The sequence below is a fragment of the Marinobacter sp. 2_MG-2023 genome (assembly GCF_030546935.1).
In the GTDB taxonomy this organism is placed as follows: Bacteria; Pseudomonadota; Gammaproteobacteria; order Pseudomonadales; family Oleiphilaceae; genus Marinobacter.
In genome coordinates, this window is record NZ_JAUOPH010000006.1 from 217,520 (window position 1) to 236,435 (window position 18,916).

The window sequence follows — 18,916 nt, forward strand, 5'->3', positions numbered from 1 at the left end:
GGTAATCCTGTCGTGTGCGAGCTGTTCAGCCCTGGCGCGCGGCCCATTCAGCCGGTGTAAAAGGTTTCGGATGAAGGGCATGAATAGTGCCATCCATGATTTGCTGGAATAGCGCCTTGTTGATCAGTTGCTGCCGCTTGATGCTCGACAGGCCTTCGAAAACCTCACCTATGACTACCACCATGTAATGGCTGCCGTCGATCTGTACCTGCACTTCACAATCAGGCAGTGCTTCTTTGACCAGCTCGGAGACTTCGGTGGCGTCCATAGTAAATCCTCGGGTTTTATTGAAATCAGGGGCGGGATTGTAACCAATCCGCGAGGTTGCTCAAAGCCGCAAGCGAAACGAGGCGCTCTGGTGCGCCTGTGAAAGACAGTGAAACACCCTGCTTTTCAGCAAGCCGACTCCAACATAAAAGCATAGATAGGGCCGCACTGTGAGTGGTGGTCAAGCCTTCAAGATCTACCACCAGGCTTCCGCTAGCCGTTTTGATCAGCCGCTCGCCCTCAGCTCGCAATGGCAACACTGTGTGGGCGTCAATGGCTCCGGCAACCGCGAGCACGCCACCCTTTTGCTTCACCGTCGGTAGTTCTGTGTTCATGAATTGTTCACTTCGTCTTCCAGGTTGAGAGATTTCACTGCATCACTCCATCCGTCGATCACTACCTGAACCTGCCCACGGTTGGCTTCCATTTCCTGGGTGAAGCGATCCCGGAACGACAGGCCGATGTTAACTCCCTCGACGATCACATTTTCCATCATCCAGTTACTGCCCTCCCGGCGATACATGGAATAGGTGACTGAGTGACGATTTCCCGTGGCAGTAATCACTTCCATGGCCACAGAAGCACGGTTATCGTTCTGCGGATTGATGGAAGCATCGTTGACATTGATTCTGAAATCTTCCGCACTCACCAACGCCTGAGCATAGCTGTCGAACAGGCTGCGCTTGAATTTAACCACAAACTCATCCCGCTGTTCGGGAGTTGTTTGCCGCGCATAACGACCCATTACCCGGGCTGCAATTCGGCGAAAATCAACAAAACCCTCAAGTGCATCGTCCATACTCTGGTAAAACGCCTCAGGATCACGGTCATAAAGCCCGCGCTCGGCGTTAAGTTTCTCTACCAGCATCTGTGTATTCTCATCCACATACTGCTGCAAGTCTTCTTCCGGGCCCGCATGAACTGATGCCACGCAAAACGCCATCAGAGTCAGAGCGAGAAAAAATCGTTGTATTGACGCAATCACCTGATTCTCCTGTTCTGTCGCAAAACTGGCTTATTTGCCAGACGCAAAATTGCTGATCAGCCGTTCGATATTCATGGCAGACTGGGTGGAGTAGAACGTGTCGCCCTCTTTGAGGGAGTCCATTTCACCACCAATTGATATATCAATGTACTGCTCGCCCAGCAATCCGGATGTACGTATTACTGCAGCGCTATCTGCGGGGATATTGTCCACATCACCATGGATGGACATAGCGACCCGCGCCTGGAAGGTTTCCTTGTTCAGACTGATGGAATCAATAGTGCCCACCGTTACGCCTGCCATGGACACCCTGCCCCGGGGTGTAATACCGCCGGTGTCATTAAAGTCGGCATAGATGGTGTAGGTACTTTTTGCGGATTTTGGCGACAGCCCGCTAACCTGCAGCGCGAGAAACAGCAGCGCTGCAAGCCCCGCCAGCATAAACAGGCCAACTGTGATATCCGTTGTTCTTTGTGTCATTACCCGCTCCCGGTATTATCTCGTCAGTCGTTAATCAGAAGTTGCCGAACATTACGGCAGTGAGCACAAAATCCAGCCCCAGCACGGCCAGCGAGGAATAAACTACCGTTTTTGTAGTAGCTGAGCTGATTCCTGCCGATGTGGGTACACAGTCGTAGCCCTGATAAACCGCAATCCAGGCGCACACAAAGCCGAACACCACGCTTTTAATCACGCCATTTACTACATCGTCCCAGAAGTCCACTGAGGCCTGCATATTGCCCCAATATGAACCCTCAAAAACGCCCAGCCATTCGACACCAACCAGCATTCCGCCCCAGATACCTACCATTGAAAAAATGATAGCCAGCACCGGCATGGCAATGAAACCCGCCCAGAGCCTGGGAGCAATAACCCGCCGCAAAGGGTCGACCCCCATCATTTCCATACTGGACAGCTGCTCGGTCGCTTTCATCAAGCCGATCTCAGCGGTCAACGCCGAGCCTGCGCGCCCGGCAAACAGCAGTGCGGTTACCACAGGCCCGAGCTCACGCACCAGGGTAAGCGCAATCATCTGCCCTATGGCCGCTTCGGAACCAAAATCGCTGAGAATTGTATAGCCCTGAAGGCCGAGTACCATGCCGATAAACAGGCCGGAAACCACTATGATAGCCAGCGATAACACACCAACCGAATACAGCTGCTTCATCAAAAGCGGGAAACCGGTTGCTGGGTGCGGAACACCTGACAAGACGCCCGCCAGAAAGCGGCCAGCCTGGCCGAAGGATATAACAAGGTCGATCCCGCTACGCCCGAAGGAAGCGATTCTGTTGATCACGAGACACCTCCCGAGAGACCAAAATCTTCAGCCGCAGCCGAGGATGGGTAATGGAACGGCACGGGGCCATCCGGGTGCCCGTTCAAAAACTGTTGTACCTGCTCGGACGGATGATCCTGCAACTCGGCAGGTGTACCTGTACCAATCACTTTTCCATCCGCGATAATACAGGCGTAATGGCAGATGCTCAGGGATTCTTTTACGTCGTGGGAGACCAGAACACTGGTGAGCCCCATGGAGCTGTTGAGGTCACGAATCAGTTTCACCAGCACACCCATACCAATCGGGTCCTGCCCGGCAAAGGGCTCATCGTACATGATCAGCTCCGGATCCAGAGCAATACTGCGGGCCAGAGCGACGCGCCGACCCATACCACCGGAAAGTTCCGATGGCATAAGTTTGCGCGCACCACGCAAACCAACGGCCTCCAGTTTCATCAATACGATGTCGTGAATCATGTCTTCCGGCAATTTCGTGTGCACACGCATCGGGAAAGCCACATTCTCGTATACGCTCAAATCGGTAAACAAGGCACCGCTCTGGAATAACATGCCCATTTTTTCCCGAAACTTGTAAAGCTCTTTACGGCGAAGTTCAGAAATCGGGTGACCATCCACCATAATGCTGCCGGAATCTGGCCGGAGCTGACCACCAACCAAACGCAACAAAGTGGTTTTCCCGCTGCCGCTAGGGCCCATAATGGCGGTAATTTTTCCACGGGGAATGTCCACGGAAACACCATTAAAAATGCGGCGACCGGAGCGCGAAAATACAACGTCCTTTAATGAAATGTACGAGCTCAAACCCATATTCCTTACCTTTCAGCCCATAGCCTTTAGCTCTCAACGCATAGCGCTTGGCTTTCAAAGACCGGCTACATTATTCTAAGGAGCCCACAAGCTCAATCAGTGGTTCGTAAAATGAATTGATAGCAATGATCAGTTTCACTGAACTTTACAGAGAAATCCTTGCAGATTTCGCTACAACGCCCGCTACTGCAATCTCTGATGAACATCCAGTAACCAGGCCTCGCGACTGGTGGGAAATGTTATACTTCGTCAACTTTATCGCATTCCCGTAAATTAACGAAAAAGCAGGCCCTTTGCCCGATGACTGAGCAAAAAACATTCGATTTCCGGAATCCCGCACTCCAGGCCATTCGCATTGAGCGCGATGCAATCAGCGCCCTGGAAAATCGCATCGATGAGCACTTTGTACGTGCCTGCGAAGTAATCATGGCATGCAAAGGCCGTGTCGTGGTGACAGGCATGGGCAAGTCCGGCCATGTGGGTAACAAGATTGCGGCTACCCTGGCCAGTACCGGCACCCCTTCTTTTTTTGTTCACCCAGGGGAAGCCAGCCATGGCGATATGGGCATGATAACCAGCCAGGACGTCGTAATTGCCATTTCGAACAGCGGCAACACCAGCGAAGTGGTTACCATCCTGCCACTCATCAAACGCATGGGCGCACCTCTGATCAGCATGACCGGCAACCCGGCGTCCGTACTGGCGAAAGAGGCGGTTGCGAACCTGGATGTCAGAGTGGAAACAGAGGCTTGCCCTCTTGGACTGGCGCCGACATCCAGTACAACCGCAACCCTGGTGATGGGCGATGCCCTGGCCGTTGCCTTGCTGGAGGCGCGGGGCTTCAGCGCGGAAGACTTCGCGATCTCACATCCGGGCGGCAGCCTGGGTCGTAAACTCCTGCTACGGGTATCCGACATTATGCACACCGGTGATCGCATACCCGTGGTAGGGGAAGACACCACCCTGAGCGGCGCTTTGTTGGAGATATCCCGCAAAGGGTTGGGAATGACCACCGTCGTAAACAGTGATGGTTCCATGACTGGCATTTTCACTGACGGCGACTTGCGCCGTACCCTGGATAAGTCCATTGATGTACACACCACCCCAATGCGGGATGTGATGACGCGCAATGGAAGAGCCATTCAGCCGGATCAGCTGGCAGCCGAGGCCCTCAACGTTATGGAAGGCCTGAAGATAAACGCACTCCCCGTGGTCGACGAAAACGGCGCCCTGGTTGGAGCCATTAACATGCACGACCTCCTCCGCGCCGGAGTTATCTAAAAAGCTGCTTAAAGAGTTATTCAGAGATCGATTTAATGGAAGAACTAAAAAGCCCACTTCAGGAAAACTGGCCCGACACCCTGCTGACGAAAGCAGCGCGCATCAAGCTTGTTGCTTTGGACGTTGATGGCATCATGAGCAACGGCAAAATTTACTTCAGCGCAAAAGGCGATGAACTGAAAGGTTTTAACATTCTGGACGGGCTGGGTCTCAAACAGATCATGGCAGCGGGCATCACTGTAGCCGTCATTACCGGCCGCAATTCACCGCTTACTGAAAAGCGTATGAAAGACCTTGGAATCCCTCATCTTATGCAGGGTCGCGAGGATAAAAAGGTCGCCCTGCAAGAGTTGGTGAGCACGCTGGGCATTCTGCCAGAAGCCATCGCCTACATGGGCGATGATTTGCCGGACCTGCCCGCCATTCGCTACGCGGGCCTTGGGGTTACGGTTCCGAACGCATACTGGCTGGTGAAAGAGCATGCGGATTACTGCACCGAGGTTAGCGGTGGCAACGGAGCCGTGCGCGAACTCTGTGACCTGCTACTGACGGCAGGGGGCAGCCTGAACTCAGCATTGACGCCCTATCTGGAACCATAGCCATGGCACAAAGCGAAAAGAACAGCCTGCTATCTTTGCTGGCCATGGCAAACAGGCCACGACTTCGCATGCTCGCGCTGGCAGCCACCATCGCCGCCACGTTTTTCCTTCTGTGGCAAAGTGACGAATCACCGGTAACCAGTTACAGCGATGCCAGACAGCTCCGAGGAGCGGGTGAACCCGACGGTTTTGTAATCAACGGCAGCTACACATCTTACGATGACGCAGGCAATCGCAAGATCGTTTTTACCAGCCCCCGTATCGAACAGTTTGAAGAGGGAAACCGGGCTACCATGGAGCTGCCCAATGCAGAGGTGTTCAGCGCAACCGAAACTGAGCCATGGGTACTCAAAGCCGAGAGCGGCAACCTGCTGCAGGGCGAAGACCTGTTACACCTGACCGGCAACGTCCGCGTGGTGCGCACAATTGGTGAGCGTGAAGCGACTCTGGTCACAGAGAGCCTGACCCTGGACAACAATCAGGGTAAAGTCTACACCGATGATTTTGTAGAAATTACTGACAGCGTGGGCACTACCCGGGCTAAAGGCATGAACGCGTGGATTGATGAACGCATTCTGGAACTCAACTCCCAGGTGGAAGGACGCTATGAAACCGTCAGATAACTCAATGCGCAAAGTACTTGCCGGCATTCTGGTTGCAAGCCTCACTGGCCCGGCAATGGCATTTGATCTTGACTCCGACTCCCCTATTACCGTCAGCGCTGACAGCGCTCGTCTCGACGACGGTAAGGGCATTGCCACCTACACCGGAGCTGTAGAACTGGTTCAGGGCAAAACCCGTCTAACGGCGGAACGTGTCGTTCTGTATCGCAGCGCCGAAGGCCTGAACCGCATTGAGGCCAATGGTACTCCTGCACGCTACCAGCAGCCGGTTACCAGCGGAGAAGGTGAAACCGATGCCAAAGCCCTCAACATAACCTGGTCGGCCTCTGACAAACAGCTCACCTTTGAACGCGAGGCTGTGATTGAGCAGAATGGCAACGTGTTCAGCGGCGACATTATTCATTACGATACCGAGCAACGAGTGGTCACTGCAGAAGGCAGCGAGGATACCGGCGCTGGCCCGGGCCGGGTCGAAATGATCATCCAGCCCCGCGGTACCAACTCCAACCAATAACAGCTGATTACAGCAAACAGAGGTTCGATGGCAGTTCTCAGAGCGAGCAACCTGGCGAAAAGCTACAAACAGAAAAAAGTGGTCATCGATGTTTCGCTGGAAATTCGCAGCGGTGAAATCGTCGGACTGCTCGGCCCTAACGGCGCCGGCAAGACCACCTGTTTCTATATGATTGTAGGGCTGGTGAACGCCGACAATGGCCGCATAACCATCGACAGCCAGGACATTACGCCCTTACCCATGCACGGACGAGCCCGCAAAGGGATTGGCTACCTGCCGCAGGAAGCCTCGGTGTTCCGCAAGCTCTCCGTGCGAGATAACATCATGGCGATTCTGGAAACCCGCAAAAACCTCAATCGTGCTGACCGCCTGCAGAAGCTCGAGCAGTTGCTGGAAGAATTTCACATCACCCATATTCGCGATAGCCTTGGCATGGCGCTCTCCGGGGGTGAACGCCGCCGGGTTGAGATCGCCCGCGCTCTGGCGATGGAACCCGCCTTTATTCTGCTCGACGAGCCATTTGCAGGTGTAGACCCTATCTCCGTGAGTGATATCAAACAGATTATTCGTCACCTCCGGGACAAAGGTATAGGTGTTCTGATCACCGATCACAACGTGCGCGAAACACTGGATATCTGCGAGAACGCTTACATTGTTTCAGGTGGCCACATTATTGCCTCTGGAAATTCGGAATCTATTCTGGCCAATCAACAAGTTAAAGAAGTGTATCTTGGCAATGAATTTCACCTGTAAGCCTTGTTTTCGACACTCGGTTACACCCGTTCGATTGTTTTGCAGACCCGGAGCAAGTAAACTCGGCAAAGAACTTGCTAGGATAATCTAAAGTGGCGGCAAGTAGCCGGCATACATAGATTTTTTAGTCAATGCAAGAAATTCAGAGTGGGTATAAGTGACGGATCCTGAGCGATGGTTATGAAAGCCTCATTACAATTAAAGCTGGGTCAAAGCCTGACCATGACGCCCCAGCTGCAACAGGCGATCAGGCTTCTGCAGTTATCAACTCTCGATCTTCAGCAGGAAATCCAGCAAGCCCTGGAATCCAATCCCCTGCTGGAAGCCTCGGAAGATGACGACCAGTCTGAATCGACCCCAGCCGATAACGATCAGGGCGAGCACAAAGACACCGCGTCGGAGGAAGTTTCGGCCGACGTAGCTGGTGACTCTAACGCTTCTGACTGGGATGAAAACGAAACCGGCCCGGACTGGCAGTCCGAAAACGAAATACCGGATGCGCTTCCCGATGATCTTCCCGTAGATACCGCCTGGGAAGATGTTTATCAGTCCGCTCCCGCCCCGGCCGCGCGGAACGATGATGAGAACGACCACGATTTCGAAACCCGGAACTCTCCGACCGAAACCCTCAGGGACCATCTTGAATGGCAGCTCAACCTTACTCCGTTGAGTGAGCGGGATCAGGCCATTGCTCATGCTTTGATGGATGCGGTAGATGAGCGCGGGTATCTCACCAGCACACTTGATGAGATCTACGCGGGCCTGAGTGACGAGAGCGATGAAGACCCTCTTGAAATGGATGAAGTGGAAGCCGTTTTACGGCGGCTGCAGTACTTCGATCCGCCGGGGGTTTTCGCCCGGGATCTGCAGGATTGCCTGTTGATTCAACTCAACCAACTGCCCCCGGAAACACCCTGGCTGGCCCAGGCGCGCCTGGTTATCACCCATTATATAAATCTGCTGGGCAATCGCGATTATGCCCAGTTGCTTCGCCGCAGCCGCCTAAAAGAAGACCAGCTGCGTGATGTGCTCGCGCTGATCACCAGCCTTAATCCGCGGCCTGGTGACATTATCGATCGCACAGAACCGGATTATGTCATTCCCGATGTCATCGTACGCAAACACAACGGCCGGTGGCGCGTGGAGCTGAATCCGGAAATTGCACCGCGCATACGCGTGAATGCCAGCTATGCTTCATTGATAAAGCGTGCGGACAGCAGCGCTGACAATACCTATCTTCGTGACCAGCTTCAGGAGGCCAAGTGGTTCATAAAAAGCCTGCAAAGCCGGAACGAAACTCTGTTGAAGGTAGCCACACGTATTGTTGAGTACCAGCAGGGCTTTCTGGATCATGGAGAGGAGGCGATGAAGCCGCTGATTCTCTCTGATATCGCCCAGGTAGTGGAAATGCATGAGTCCACCATTTCCCGTGTAACGACGCAGAAGTACATGCATACCCCTCGGGGTATCTTCGAGCTGAAGTACTTTTTTTCTAGCCACGTCAGCACTGACGAGGGCGGAGAATGCTCCTCAACCGCGATTCGCGCCATGATCAAAAAGCTGATTGCGGCCGAAACACCTAAAAAGCCGTTGAGTGACAGCAAGATTGCGACCATGCTTGGGGAACAGGGAATCAAAGTGGCGAGGCGCACAGTTGCAAAATATCGCGAAGCCATGCACATTCCGCCCTCGAACGAACGCAAGCGCCTGGTTTGAACCGGACGCGGTTAACTGACTACTACGGATTTCGCTGGCACAGTCACAAACGCCAGCACTCAGTCCGGCTCCAGGAGCCGGAACGAATGACAACAGGAGACGTCTATGCAACTCAACATTTCAGGCCATCACGTAGAACTGACTCCCGCTTTGAAGGAATATGTATCCGAAAAGTTTGAACGGCTGGAGCGGCACTTCGACCATATCAGTAACTGCCAGGTAACACTGGAAGTTGATAAGGTTCGGCAGATCGCCGATGCTACGCTCCACGTGGTTGGTGGTGAGATTCACGCAAAGGCGGAAAACGAGGATATGTATGCGGCTATCGACGGCCTCGTCGACAAGCTTGACCGACAGATCCTTAAGCACAAAGAGAAAAGCCTGGACAGGATGCAGGGAAATACCGCCCGATAGGCGGCCATTTTCAGGCATGTAATCTAATCAAGCTGCGGCCCGGACAACGTGCCGCAGCTTTATTTTAACGGAAGCGCGGTCGATTCATGAGCGACACATCCCTGACAATAGACAACATTCTTGCACCGGAACTGACCCTGTGTAAGGTACCCGCCTCGAGTAAAAAGCGGGTTCTGGAGTTCATTGCCGAGCAGATCCGTCAGCAAAATGATTCACTCAGCGAGAGCCAGATTTTCAACAATCTGATCGCTCGTGAGCGGCTGGGCAGCACCGGAATCGGCCAGGGGATCGCCATCCCCCACTGCCGCCTGGAAGGGCTTGAGCACGTTATTGGCGTTCTGATGACGCTGGACGAAACTGTCGAGTTTGATGCGATTGATAACCAGCCGGTGGATCTTGTATTTGCACTGGTGGTACCCAAGGAAGCCACCAGTGAGCACCTTGAGTTACTGAGCCAGCTCGCCGAGAAATTCAATGAGCGTACCTTCTGTGACCGTCTCAGGCAGAGCGAAGATGCTAGCACGCTTTACCAACGCATGACCGCCGCGAGCGGCTGACATCCACTCTGGGAACAGGCTGTTTCATCATGAAGCTCATCATCGTCAGTGGCAGGTCCGGCTCCGGCAAGAGTACCGCCCTTCACGTACTGGAAGACCTCGGATACTACTGTATTGATAACCTGCCGATCGGGCTGCTGTTTCCTCTTACCCGGGAAGCTGCTAACCAGAGTGCTCCCGGGCGACTCGACAAAATGGCGGTCAGTATCGATGCCCGTAACCTGTCCGGCGAACTGGCCAATTTTGAGGCGATTTACCGCAAGCTTCGCAGAGATGACATTCAGGTAGAGATCATCTTTCTGGATGCCGATGAACAGTCCTTGCTGCAACGCTTCCATGCCACCCGGCGCAAGCACCCGCTGAGCGACGACAAAACCTCGCTCAGGGAGGCAATCAGCAACGAAAAGAGTCTGCTTGAGCCGCTCTCAAAGCTCTCGGACCTCTACATCAACACCAAAGGGCTGTCGATGTATGAGCTGCGGGATATGGTGAAGCAGCGGGTAGCGGGTCGTAAGGATCAGGAACTGGCCTTGCTTTTCCAGTCCTTCGGTTTCAAGCACGGCGTACCTCTGGATTCCGATTATGTGTTTGATGTGCGCTGCCTGCCCAATCCCTACTGGGATACCAGCCTGCGAAAGTTTACAGGCCTTGATCAGCCAGTGATCGAGTTTCTTGAAAAAGAGCCTTCAAGCAAAAAAATGATAGCCGACCTCATTACGTTTCTGGAGAGCTGGATTCCCTCCTTTGCGGATAGCAATCGCAGCTACATGACCATTTCCATTGGTTGCACTGGCGGTCAGCACCGATCTGTTTATATCTGCGAACAGTTGGGGCGGCACTTCCGGGAACACACCAGTAACGCTCAGGTACGTCACACCGAGCTACCGCATTTGCAGGCCCGGAAAGAGGTCTGAACCAGCGTGATACGGCAGCATATTGTGATTATCAATAAACTCGGTCTGCATGCCCGGGCCACCGCCAAGCTGGTTGCCACAGCGTCGGCATTTGATTGTTCCGTCAAAGTCTGCGGCAAAGGTCGCGAGGTGGACGCAAAAAACATCATGCAGGTCATGATGCTTGCTGCCAGCAAAGGCACAGAAGTGGAACTCGTGGCAGACGGCCCGGGCGAGCAGGAAGCTATTGAGGCCCTTGCCGGGTTGATCAACGACTATTTCGGGGAAGGTGAGTAACTCACCATTTTTCACTGAACATCCCTGTAACTCTTTCTCACGTGCACAGCCTAACTCCGTTATAATGCAGGTGTTTTCTGAGCTCAGGTGATTCATGTCCGATATTCTGGAAAAAAGCCAAGCCCGCCAACGTCTTCGCTCACTGAGTGAAGCGCTGGACAGTGGCGCCCTGAAACAGGTCGCCCGCATTCTCAATGGCGGCCTGAGCCCCAGTGATATCGCTCACCTGCTTGAATCTTCGCCTCCACGCCAGCGTGCCGTGCTATGGAACCTGGTAGACAAACAGCTGGAAGGCGAGGTTCTCCAGTATCTTAATGAAGATATTCGTGCCGAATACCTGAGCCGCCTGAATGCTCAGGAGCTGGCAGATATCATCGAGGACTTCGAGTCCGACGATCTCGCCGACCTTCTGCAACAGCTGCCGGATGCGGTGATCCAGGAAGTCCTGGACACCATGGACGAACAGGACCGGCAGCGGGTCGAAGAAGTGCTTTCCTACCCGGAAGACACTGCAGGCGGCCTGATGAACACGGATACCATCACCGTGCGCCCCGACCTGAGCATGGATGTGGTCTTGCGGTACCTGCGCCGGCACAAAGCGCTACCGCCCATGACCGACAGCTTGATTGTGGTAAGCCGCAGGGACGAGTTTATCGGCATGCTTCCCATTACCAAAATGCTTGTATCCAACCAGAGCGCAACGGTACGGGAAGTCATGGACACCGATATCGAGCCTATTCCCGTCACCCTTTCCGATACTAAAGTGGCCACGCTGTTTGAACGTTACGACCTGATTTCCGCCCCCGTTGTGAGCGACGAGGGTCGCCTGTTGGGCCGGATCACCATCGATGACGTGGTAGATGTTATCCGGGAGGATGCAGATCACTCGCTGCTGAGCATGGCCGGCCTCGATGACGATGAAGACACCTTTGCCCCGGTATGGAAGACCACCCGCCGCAGAGCTGTCTGGTTGGGTGTCAATTTGATCACGGCTTTCACTGCCTCCGGGGTGATTGGGCTGTTCGAGGGCACCATCGACAAAGTTGTCGCCCTTGCGATACTGATGCCTATCGTGGCCAGCATGGGGGGCATAGCAGGCAGCCAGACTCTCACTCTGGTTATCCGGGGCATGGCCGTGGGGCAAATCAGTGGCGCCAATGTAGGCTGGCTGCTGAACCGGGAGTTTCTATCGGGAATCCTTAATGGTTTGCTCTGGGCTGTCGTGGTGGCGGCCGCTGCCATGGCCTGGTTCCAGGATGTCCTTATAGGCGCTATCATTGCCGCTGCACTGGTTATCAACCTGGTCGTCGCCGCATTGGTGGGCACGGTACTGCCACTATTCCTGAAATCCCGAAACATCGACCCTGCCCTGGCCGGCAGCGTTATATTGACCACCGTGACAGATGTGGTGGGCTTCATGTCATTTCTGGGCCTTGCGACCATCGTCTACGCCTGACTCGAAAACCCTGGATGCACTAATGATTGACAGCGATCACGAAGATAACGATACCTACGAATATTCCGGCCCGAGTAAATCCCAGCTAAAGCGGGAGATGCACGCACTGCAGGGTATTGGTAAGCGCATGATGGAGCTGAGCGATGAGCAGCTTGATACGCTTACTATCAGCGATACTCTGAGGCACGCCATTGAGGAGTCGCGCAGGATACGCCAGAACGAAGCCAAGCGACGCCATCTGCAGTACATCGGCAAGATTATCCGACAGGAAGATGATCCGGAAGCGGTGCAGCGTGCCATTGATGCCTTCGATTCAGGCAGCGAAGAACATACACGTCGCCATCACCTGGCTGAACGCTGGCGTGACCGTATGATTGCAGAAGGTGATGCCGTGGCGGGTGAGTTCTTCAGATACTGCCCGGATGCTGACATACAACACTTACGCAATCTGGTTCGCAACGCCCGCAGGGACGTTGAAAAGCAGAAAAATACTGGCCAGACCCGCAAACTGTTCCGCTACCTGAGGGAGCGTATTGACGAGGTTGAGGCCTAACCCAGATTAGCCACCGGTATCAAAAACCTGCCTGAGATCTACTTTGGGCTCGTCCCAGGTGCCGGTGACGTTGTAAGTGGCGCTGGTCAACTTGCTCAATGGGTCGCCCAGCACCTTGTCCAGTACGAAAAGAGCTCCCCCTATCGGCGCACTGGCGCCCATCAACAACGCTGCCAGGGGAAGATTCTGGGTCAGTGGCAAAACGACCACCAGGCGCATATCAAGCGCTTCATTTGCCAGGTCTGTGTTACCGCTGAGCTTGAAGGCTAGCGAAGGCCCCACAACCTGGAGTTCCGGATCCATGGTCAGCAGACCTTCGTTCAGCCTCGCCTTGCCTGAGATCGCATCAAACGCTACACCTCGCTCATACAGATCGGAAAAATCCAGTTTGAGCCTGCGCCACAGGGTATCGGCATTGAGCAGGTTGAATACCCGGAATATCTGGGCACTGTTGTTGCGCTCCAGAATCACACCATCATCCAGTCGTAAGCTGACCTCGCCGCTCAGCCCCGCAATCTCAAACTCATCCGGCCGACCTGGCCAGTCCAGTTCCAGCTGAACGTCCGTCTGCTTATTGGAAAGCGGGATATCCGTATCGAAGAGCTCGCCAAGATCCGCCAGCGCACCGCCAGAAACCGACCCGGTAAACCGGCTGGTTTCTCTGTTGTCTATTACGCCCCAGGTCATATCACCGAGAAGCGTGAGGGATTTTAACCGCCCCTCGATGCCGCTGATATTGAGTTGGGAGGGCTCTGGCCGCAGGTGGAAGGACCAACGCCCAAGGCTGCCCCCATTCAGTTGCAGTTCGGAAATATCTATATCCACATCTGGCCAGTTCGCTATATCCATCGCCCGGAAGGCTTCCAACTGCTGCTCGACCGTCAGCAATTCCGGCTCATCCTCCGCCGCAGCGCCGTCACTCCGGATAAGCCGTACTACTTCAAAATTTGCAGCTATGGGGCGATCGTCGGCCGGGAAAACGATTCTGCCGACCGCCCGCTCGGAGCGAGTTGTTAAAATCCAGCGATCGCCCAGATCGAGTGCTTCCAGGTGAATATTCGTGAGCGTCTGATCGCCGAGGTACAATTCGTCGAACGTCAGCTCAACACCGGAACTTTTCAGCAGCAGATCAAAGGTCGCCCGATCTTGCCAGCTCCCGGTGATGCCAACTCCGTCTGCCTCCGCCGGATCAATCTTTGCAACCAGCGGCGTCGCCTCTGCCGATTTTTTGGAAAACGGGCCGGGCCAGTCAATAGCCAATCCTTCAAGGGTTGAGCGAACGGTGATGATCGAAGCTGTATCTGCGTCCACATTGAGCTCCGCAGAATAATCAATACTCCCTTTCAACCCGTAATTGCTTTGTCCGCTGCCATTGTTCTCTCCCTCCTCAGCCAAACCGGCCTGACGGAGCGCGTCAGGTACAGACAGGGAGCCGGTTTGCCTGATGCTAAGCCCGTCGGCATCAGAAGCTTTATCTGAAGAGGATTGGCTGAACATAACCTCGACCGGCTCACCGAGAAACCGGGCACTGAGCGGATCTCCTGAAAAACCTTTCTCCGAGTGGTATTTCAGGGACCCGGAAATATCCTCCCAACTCAGGTCCGCACCCGGATACCCTACATAGCCGCTCGACGTACTGACATCGGCTTCCACGACCACGCCTTCAGCATTATCAAGTGGCAGGTCAATATCCAGATCAAGCAAGTAGTCGCCACCGTAATTCAGGTTTGAAGCCTGAGTGCCGGCCATCGCCCCAAACGGGCTGTCAGTCATCCAGAATGCGATAGCACTACCCGGCACAGGTGCTGACACATCCACTCGGACCCGCGCCCCGCCATCGCCGGGAATAACCGCAACGGTTGCGGGGTTCAGCGCCAATCCACCGGTTTTTCCCGACTCCAGAGACACCAGAGTGTCGCCATTCTGTATGGCAACTCTTCCACGTGCCTCCGTCACTTTCGGCCATTGTTCATCGTAGCGGACGATGCCGTTCTCGAATTCATACCACATGGAGGAAACAAACGACCCCGAAGGTGCGTCTCCACCAATCTGTCCATGGCCGTAGTACACACCCGAAGTAATATCTGCCTCTTCTATAGCGGAGGTAAGCCATTCGTAAAGGCCGGCATCCACGACCTTTGCAGGTACAAAGTCCGCCAACATGGATTCATCTGCATTCTCGACAGCCACTCGCAATCCGAGATCGTCCTCACCCTGCCTGTCCAGTTTCAGGTCAAAAGCGCCGGTCAGATGGGTGTCCTCGCCATAGGTCATGGTTATGTCTGACGCATATACCCGGGTTACAGATCCATCCAGCTTCCAGGCGACGGTAGCGGCAAGTTCGGGTAACGACCACTCGCTTCCAAAGAGTTGAGGAAAGCCGAGAGCAACAGGCTGACTGCCTGAGCGGGCCTCCACATAGCCTGATGTCTGATCAACGTAAATGAACCCGTTCACGTTCTGTACCGCTGGAGCACCCCCGTATGCGGCTGCCCCGACACCCCTGAGGCGCCCGGATAATTCGAAACTACTGCCTGTATTGCCCGGAATGCTGAGCGTCATACCATCGAGAAAACCGACGGGACGATACTGTTCGAGTGCTTCACGGGCCACATCAGGCAGCAGAGGCAGGGTTTCGGCAAGCCGTCTTAACGGGAGCAAGGGAAGAGCGTCAGCTGTTAAAGAGAACCCCTCGGGCTGGGGCGACAAAAGCAGACTGAACGGAGGCACTGTGTCACCATTCCAGGTCCAGGCCAGCTGTTTCAGGTGCCACTCCCCAATGGTTTCAGGTTGTGCGCTGGCACCCTCCTTTGCTTCGAGGACAGTATTATGGCGGCGCCAGCCGAATCGGGCGCTGATATCTTCTAGCGGCGCCAGAGACTCCCCTCCAACACCGAGCTGCAGGTACGGCGTCCTGACCGTCCCGTTGACTTGCTGCAAGACACCTGAACGGAAGGTAAGCCAGGCCTCACCACCCAGATCAAAGCCTTCTACGCGTATATCCTTCCATTGATACTCATCAATCAGGCCGTCGAACAGGCGTCCGGAATCCACATCGAGGTAAAGCTGGCCGGTAAAATCACCGCGAAAGAAGTGCTTCCCCACGAGCGTAAAACTGGCGAGCTGCTGGGTCGTTGCGGATCGCATAGCGCGCCCTGATGCACGAAAAAGGCCCTGTTGGTATCTCAGGTCAAGCTGGGGAATGTCGAGGTGCCTGAGCTGGCCCTGGTTATCCCGGATACCCAGGCTTACACGAGTGACTTTTATGTAAGGGTCTGACAGCCACTTTCCGGCAACTTCCAGCCAATACCGGAGTCGGTTGTTGAAGGGTTCCTGGAAATCCGCTCCTCGAACGCCGAGATCGCCACTGTCACGTTGATTCAGCGTCAAATCGAGCCCTTCAGCCTCAAAATCCTCGAATACAACTCTAAAACGCATCAACGAGGCCAATGCGTCAAACCGAATAGTCAGATGCTGCAGATGCAATGCCCGCACCCCGGTATCGGGGTTAGTGATCTCTATATTTTCCGCCGTAAAGGAAGGGTCAAGCCAGAACCAGCGAGAGGAGAGGCTGCCAATACTGACGTCGTGATCAAGGCGGGCGGATAGCTCGCGGGAAAGGTCATCCCGGAAGGCATCAATATTATGGGTGAGCTGCCTTCCGATTCCGGCGTAGAGAGCAAACAGCACCAGAGCAACCACCAACAGCCACCAGAAAGTGCTGGTCAGCAGCGCAATCAAACGGGCTGGCTGGCTGTCGGAAGGAGGCATCCGGGGTGTCACTCTAAGTCACCCCCTCCGCCGGTAGATTGCTCCAAAATCAGAGCAAAACCACATCGTATTGCTCCTGGCTATAAAATGGTTCCACCTGGAAACGGACCGTCTTGGCTATAAAGGTTTCAAGGTCAGCCACGTTGTCCGACTCCTCATCCAGCAGTCGATCAACCACACTCTGGGAAGCCATTACCAGATAGCTTTCGGCATCATAAACCCGGTTAACCCGGAGAATTTCCCGAAAAATCTCGAAACACACGGTTTCACTGGTTTTCAGGAAACCCCGGCCATCGCAGATCGGGCAAGGCTCGCAAAGAACCTGGCCAAGGCTTTCTGTGGTGCGCTTACGGGTCATCTCAACAAGGCCCAGCTCGGACACACCGGTAATCTTGGTTTTCGCGTGATCCCGCTCGAGCATCTTTTCCAGCATTCTGTGAACCTGGCGTTTATGCTCAGCGTCTTCCATGTCGATAAAATCGATGATGATAATGCCACCCAGATTGCGCAGGCGCAGTTGACGGCTGATCGCCCGGGCCGCTTCCAGATTGGTCTTGAAAATGGTCTCTTCCAGATTGCGATGCCCCACAAACGCACCGGTATTGATATCGATGGTTGTCATGGCTTCGGTCTGGTCAATGATCACATAACCGCCGGACTTGAGCTGAACTTTGCGGCTAAGCGCCCGCTGGATCTCATCCTCAACCGAATAGAGATCAAAAATAGGCCTCTCGCCCGGGTAGTATTCAACTTTATCGGCAAACTCTGTCACGAACTCTTCGACAAATTCCATCACGCGCTGATGGCTCTCGCGACTGTCGATACGCACTTTTTCAGTCTGAGGCCGGATAAGATCACGAATGGTGCGGATGAACAGGGGCAAATCTTTATACACAGCTGCAGGGGCCTGCACCTTTCCAATCCGTTCGTGAATGGACTGGCTGAGATGATGCAGGTAATTCATATCGGCCATCAGCTCTTCTTCCGATGCAGCCTCAGCCGCTGTGCGGATAATATAGCCTCCTTGCACATCGGCGTGTGCTGCAGCACCTTCCTCAACGAGAGCCTTCAAACGGTTACGTTCGGTCTCATCTTCAATCCGCTGGGAGATACCCACGTGGCTGACGTCTGGCATAAAGACCAGATACCGGGAGGGTATGGAAAGCTGAGTGGTTAGCCGGGCGCCTTTTGTGCCAATAGGATCCTTGGTTACCTGCACGACCAATGACTGGCCTTCTCGCAACAGGGTACGTATATCGGGAACCGTTTTTGGCCCTTCGCCGGAGTCTGCCGTGCCGGGCTGGTTCGCGACAACATCCGATGCATGAATGAAGGCGGCTCTTTCCAGGCCTATATCTACGAATGCTGCTTCCATGCCAGGAAGCACACGCACAACTTTGCCTTTGTAGATATTGCCGACAATTCCTTTGCGGCTGGCACGCTCGATATACGCTTCCTGCAGCATACCGTTCTCGACCAGCGCGACCCGGGTTTCAACCGGCGTTACGTTGATCAGGATTTCTTCGCTCATGATTGGCTCTCCCGACTACTCGGCCAGTGTTTCCAGACAGGGCAACCGGCATCGGCCAGCAAGGCAGCTGTTTCCTGCAACGGCAGGCCAACAACTGCACTGTAGCTCCCTTTGATTTCTTTCACAAAAATACCACCAAGGCCCTGAATTCCATAACTTCCAGCCTTGTCCATGGGCTCACCTGAAGCCACATAGGCTGCAATTTCTGGCTCCAGAAGCTTGCGGAACGTCACTTCTGTCGTCACCAAACGGGATTCACAACGCCCGCCCTGCACCAGCGCAATGGCTGTCATAACCCGGTGGGTTTTGGCAGACAACTCCGCCAGCATCGTTCCTGCTTCATACGCATCCGATGGCTTCCCGAGAATCACATTGTCCAGAACCACGGAAGTATCAGACCCGAGAATCAGCTTATCAGGAAAACTGATTGCAACAGCAAGGGCTTTTTCCCGAGCCAGCCGCTCAACGTAATCACCCGGCATTTCTACCGCTCGGGGTGTTTCGTCGATATGAGCAGGCTGCACAGTGAATGCAACACCGATCTGCTCAAGCAACTCCGCACGGCGCGGTGATGCAGAGGCAAGAATAATAGATGACATG

21 protein-coding genes are annotated in these 18,916 nt (G+C 54.4%); 12 read left to right on the forward strand and 9 right to left on the reverse strand.

Annotated features, from left to right (window positions below):
- Positions 1 to 25: 25 nt before the first annotated feature.
- From Q4501_RS16420 to Q4501_RS16445, 6 genes are all read right to left on the reverse strand, one after another.
- The gene (locus Q4501_RS16420; protein WP_303597345.1) at positions 26 to 268 is read right to left on the reverse strand and encodes a BolA family protein; all 243 of its coding nucleotides are present in this window, start codon (positions 266 to 268) and stop codon (positions 26 to 28) included.
- Between the two features lie 25 nt (positions 269 to 293).
- Positions 294 to 602: a lipid asymmetry maintenance protein MlaB gene (locus Q4501_RS16425; RefSeq protein ID WP_303597346.1), complete on the reverse strand. Its 309-nt coding sequence runs from the start codon at positions 600 to 602 to the stop codon at positions 294 to 296.
- A complete protein-coding gene (locus Q4501_RS16430; RefSeq protein WP_303597422.1) occupies positions 599 to 1,210 on the reverse strand; it encodes a phospholipid-binding protein MlaC in 612 nt (203 codons plus the stop codon). Before Q4501_RS16430 ends, Q4501_RS16425 begins: the two co-directional genes overlap by 4 nt.
- A 72-nt stretch (positions 1,211 to 1,282) precedes the next feature.
- Positions 1,283 to 1,732 (reverse strand): outer membrane lipid asymmetry maintenance protein MlaD, encoded by a 450-nt coding sequence (mlaD, locus tag Q4501_RS16435; RefSeq protein WP_303597347.1) that lies wholly within the window; start codon positions 1,730 to 1,732, stop codon positions 1,283 to 1,285.
- A 34-nt stretch (positions 1,733 to 1,766) separates the two neighbouring features.
- Entirely contained in the window at positions 1,767 to 2,549 is a 783-nt protein-coding gene (mlaE, locus tag Q4501_RS16440) for a lipid asymmetry maintenance ABC transporter permease subunit MlaE (RefSeq protein WP_303597348.1), read from the reverse strand.
- A complete protein-coding gene (locus Q4501_RS16445; RefSeq protein ID WP_303597349.1) occupies positions 2,546 to 3,358 on the reverse strand; it encodes an ABC transporter ATP-binding protein in 813 nt (270 codons plus the stop codon). Before Q4501_RS16445 ends, mlaE begins: the two co-directional genes overlap by 4 nt.
- Positions 3,359 to 3,658: 300 nt before the next feature.
- Here Q4501_RS16445 and Q4501_RS16450 point away from each other — a divergent pair, with 300 nt between their 5' ends.
- From Q4501_RS16450 to yjgA, 12 genes are all read left to right on the forward strand, one after another.
- The gene (locus Q4501_RS16450) at positions 3,659 to 4,639 is read left to right on the forward strand and encodes a KpsF/GutQ family sugar-phosphate isomerase (RefSeq protein WP_303597350.1); all 981 of its coding nucleotides are present in this window, start codon (positions 3,659 to 3,661) and stop codon (positions 4,637 to 4,639) included.
- A 35-nt stretch (positions 4,640 to 4,674) separates the two neighbouring features.
- Positions 4,675 to 5,238 carry an HAD family hydrolase gene (locus tag Q4501_RS16455; RefSeq protein ID WP_303597351.1) on the forward strand — a complete coding sequence of 188 codons (564 nt, stop codon included), beginning with the start codon at positions 4,675 to 4,677 and terminating at the stop codon, positions 5,236 to 5,238.
- 2 nt (positions 5,239 to 5,240) lie between these two features.
- Positions 5,241 to 5,861 carry an LPS export ABC transporter periplasmic protein LptC gene (gene lptC / locus Q4501_RS16460; protein ID WP_303597352.1) on the forward strand — a complete coding sequence of 207 codons (621 nt, stop codon included), beginning with the start codon at positions 5,241 to 5,243 and terminating at the stop codon, positions 5,859 to 5,861.
- Positions 5,845 to 6,375, forward strand: coding sequence for a lipopolysaccharide transport periplasmic protein LptA (lptA, locus tag Q4501_RS16465; RefSeq protein ID WP_303597353.1), 531 nt, complete (start codon positions 5,845 to 5,847; stop codon positions 6,373 to 6,375). Before lptC ends, lptA begins: the two co-directional genes overlap by 17 nt.
- Before the next feature lie 27 nt (positions 6,376 to 6,402).
- Complete coding sequence (gene lptB, locus Q4501_RS16470) at positions 6,403 to 7,128, forward strand: LPS export ABC transporter ATP-binding protein (RefSeq protein WP_303597354.1); 726 nt, start codon at positions 6,403 to 6,405, stop codon at positions 7,126 to 7,128.
- 174 nt (positions 7,129 to 7,302) lie between these two features.
- Complete coding sequence (locus Q4501_RS16475; RefSeq protein ID WP_303597355.1) at positions 7,303 to 8,844, forward strand: RNA polymerase factor sigma-54; 1,542 nt, start codon at positions 7,303 to 7,305, stop codon at positions 8,842 to 8,844.
- A gap of 105 nt (positions 8,845 to 8,949) precedes the next feature.
- Positions 8,950 to 9,258 (forward strand): ribosome hibernation promoting factor, encoded by a 309-nt coding sequence (hpf, locus tag Q4501_RS16480; RefSeq protein ID WP_303597356.1) that lies wholly within the window; start codon positions 8,950 to 8,952, stop codon positions 9,256 to 9,258.
- An 86-nt stretch (positions 9,259 to 9,344) separates the two neighbouring features.
- On the forward strand, positions 9,345 to 9,815 hold the full coding sequence (gene ptsN / locus Q4501_RS16485; RefSeq protein WP_303597357.1) for a PTS IIA-like nitrogen regulatory protein PtsN: 471 nt from the start codon (positions 9,345 to 9,347) through the stop codon (positions 9,813 to 9,815).
- 29 nt (positions 9,816 to 9,844) lie between these two features.
- Positions 9,845 to 10,729, forward strand: a complete 885-nt coding sequence (rapZ, locus tag Q4501_RS16490; protein ID WP_303597358.1) for an RNase adapter RapZ — start codon at positions 9,845 to 9,847, stop codon at positions 10,727 to 10,729.
- A 6-nt stretch (positions 10,730 to 10,735) separates the two neighbouring features.
- On the forward strand, positions 10,736 to 11,005 hold the full coding sequence (locus Q4501_RS16495) for an HPr family phosphocarrier protein (RefSeq protein ID WP_303597359.1): 270 nt from the start codon (positions 10,736 to 10,738) through the stop codon (positions 11,003 to 11,005).
- Positions 11,006 to 11,099: 94 nt separating this feature from the next.
- Positions 11,100 to 12,461, forward strand: coding sequence for a magnesium transporter (gene mgtE / locus Q4501_RS16500; protein WP_303597360.1), 1,362 nt, complete (start codon positions 11,100 to 11,102; stop codon positions 12,459 to 12,461).
- Between the two features lie 22 nt (positions 12,462 to 12,483).
- Positions 12,484 to 13,014: a ribosome biogenesis factor YjgA gene (gene yjgA / locus Q4501_RS16505; RefSeq protein WP_303597361.1), complete on the forward strand. Its 531-nt coding sequence runs from the start codon at positions 12,484 to 12,486 to the stop codon at positions 13,012 to 13,014.
- A 6-nt stretch (positions 13,015 to 13,020) separates the two neighbouring features.
- On the opposite strand, the gene Q4501_RS16510 is transcribed toward yjgA, so the two are convergent.
- The 3 genes from Q4501_RS16510 to Q4501_RS16520 are packed head-to-tail and all read right to left on the reverse strand — an operon-like array spanning position 13,021 to position 18,915.
- The gene (locus Q4501_RS16510) at positions 13,021 to 16,797 is read right to left on the reverse strand and encodes a YhdP family protein (RefSeq protein WP_368497909.1); all 3,777 of its coding nucleotides are present in this window, start codon (positions 16,795 to 16,797) and stop codon (positions 13,021 to 13,023) included.
- Positions 16,798 to 16,834: 37 nt separating this feature from the next.
- The gene (gene rng, locus Q4501_RS16515; protein WP_303597362.1) at positions 16,835 to 18,316 is read right to left on the reverse strand and encodes a ribonuclease G; all 1,482 of its coding nucleotides are present in this window, start codon (positions 18,314 to 18,316) and stop codon (positions 16,835 to 16,837) included.
- Positions 18,313 to 18,915 (reverse strand): nucleoside triphosphate pyrophosphatase, encoded by a 603-nt coding sequence (locus tag Q4501_RS16520; protein ID WP_303597363.1) that lies wholly within the window; start codon positions 18,913 to 18,915, stop codon positions 18,313 to 18,315. The genes rng and Q4501_RS16520 overlap by 4 nt, the downstream gene beginning before the upstream one ends.
- Position 18,916 lies beyond the last annotated feature (1 nt).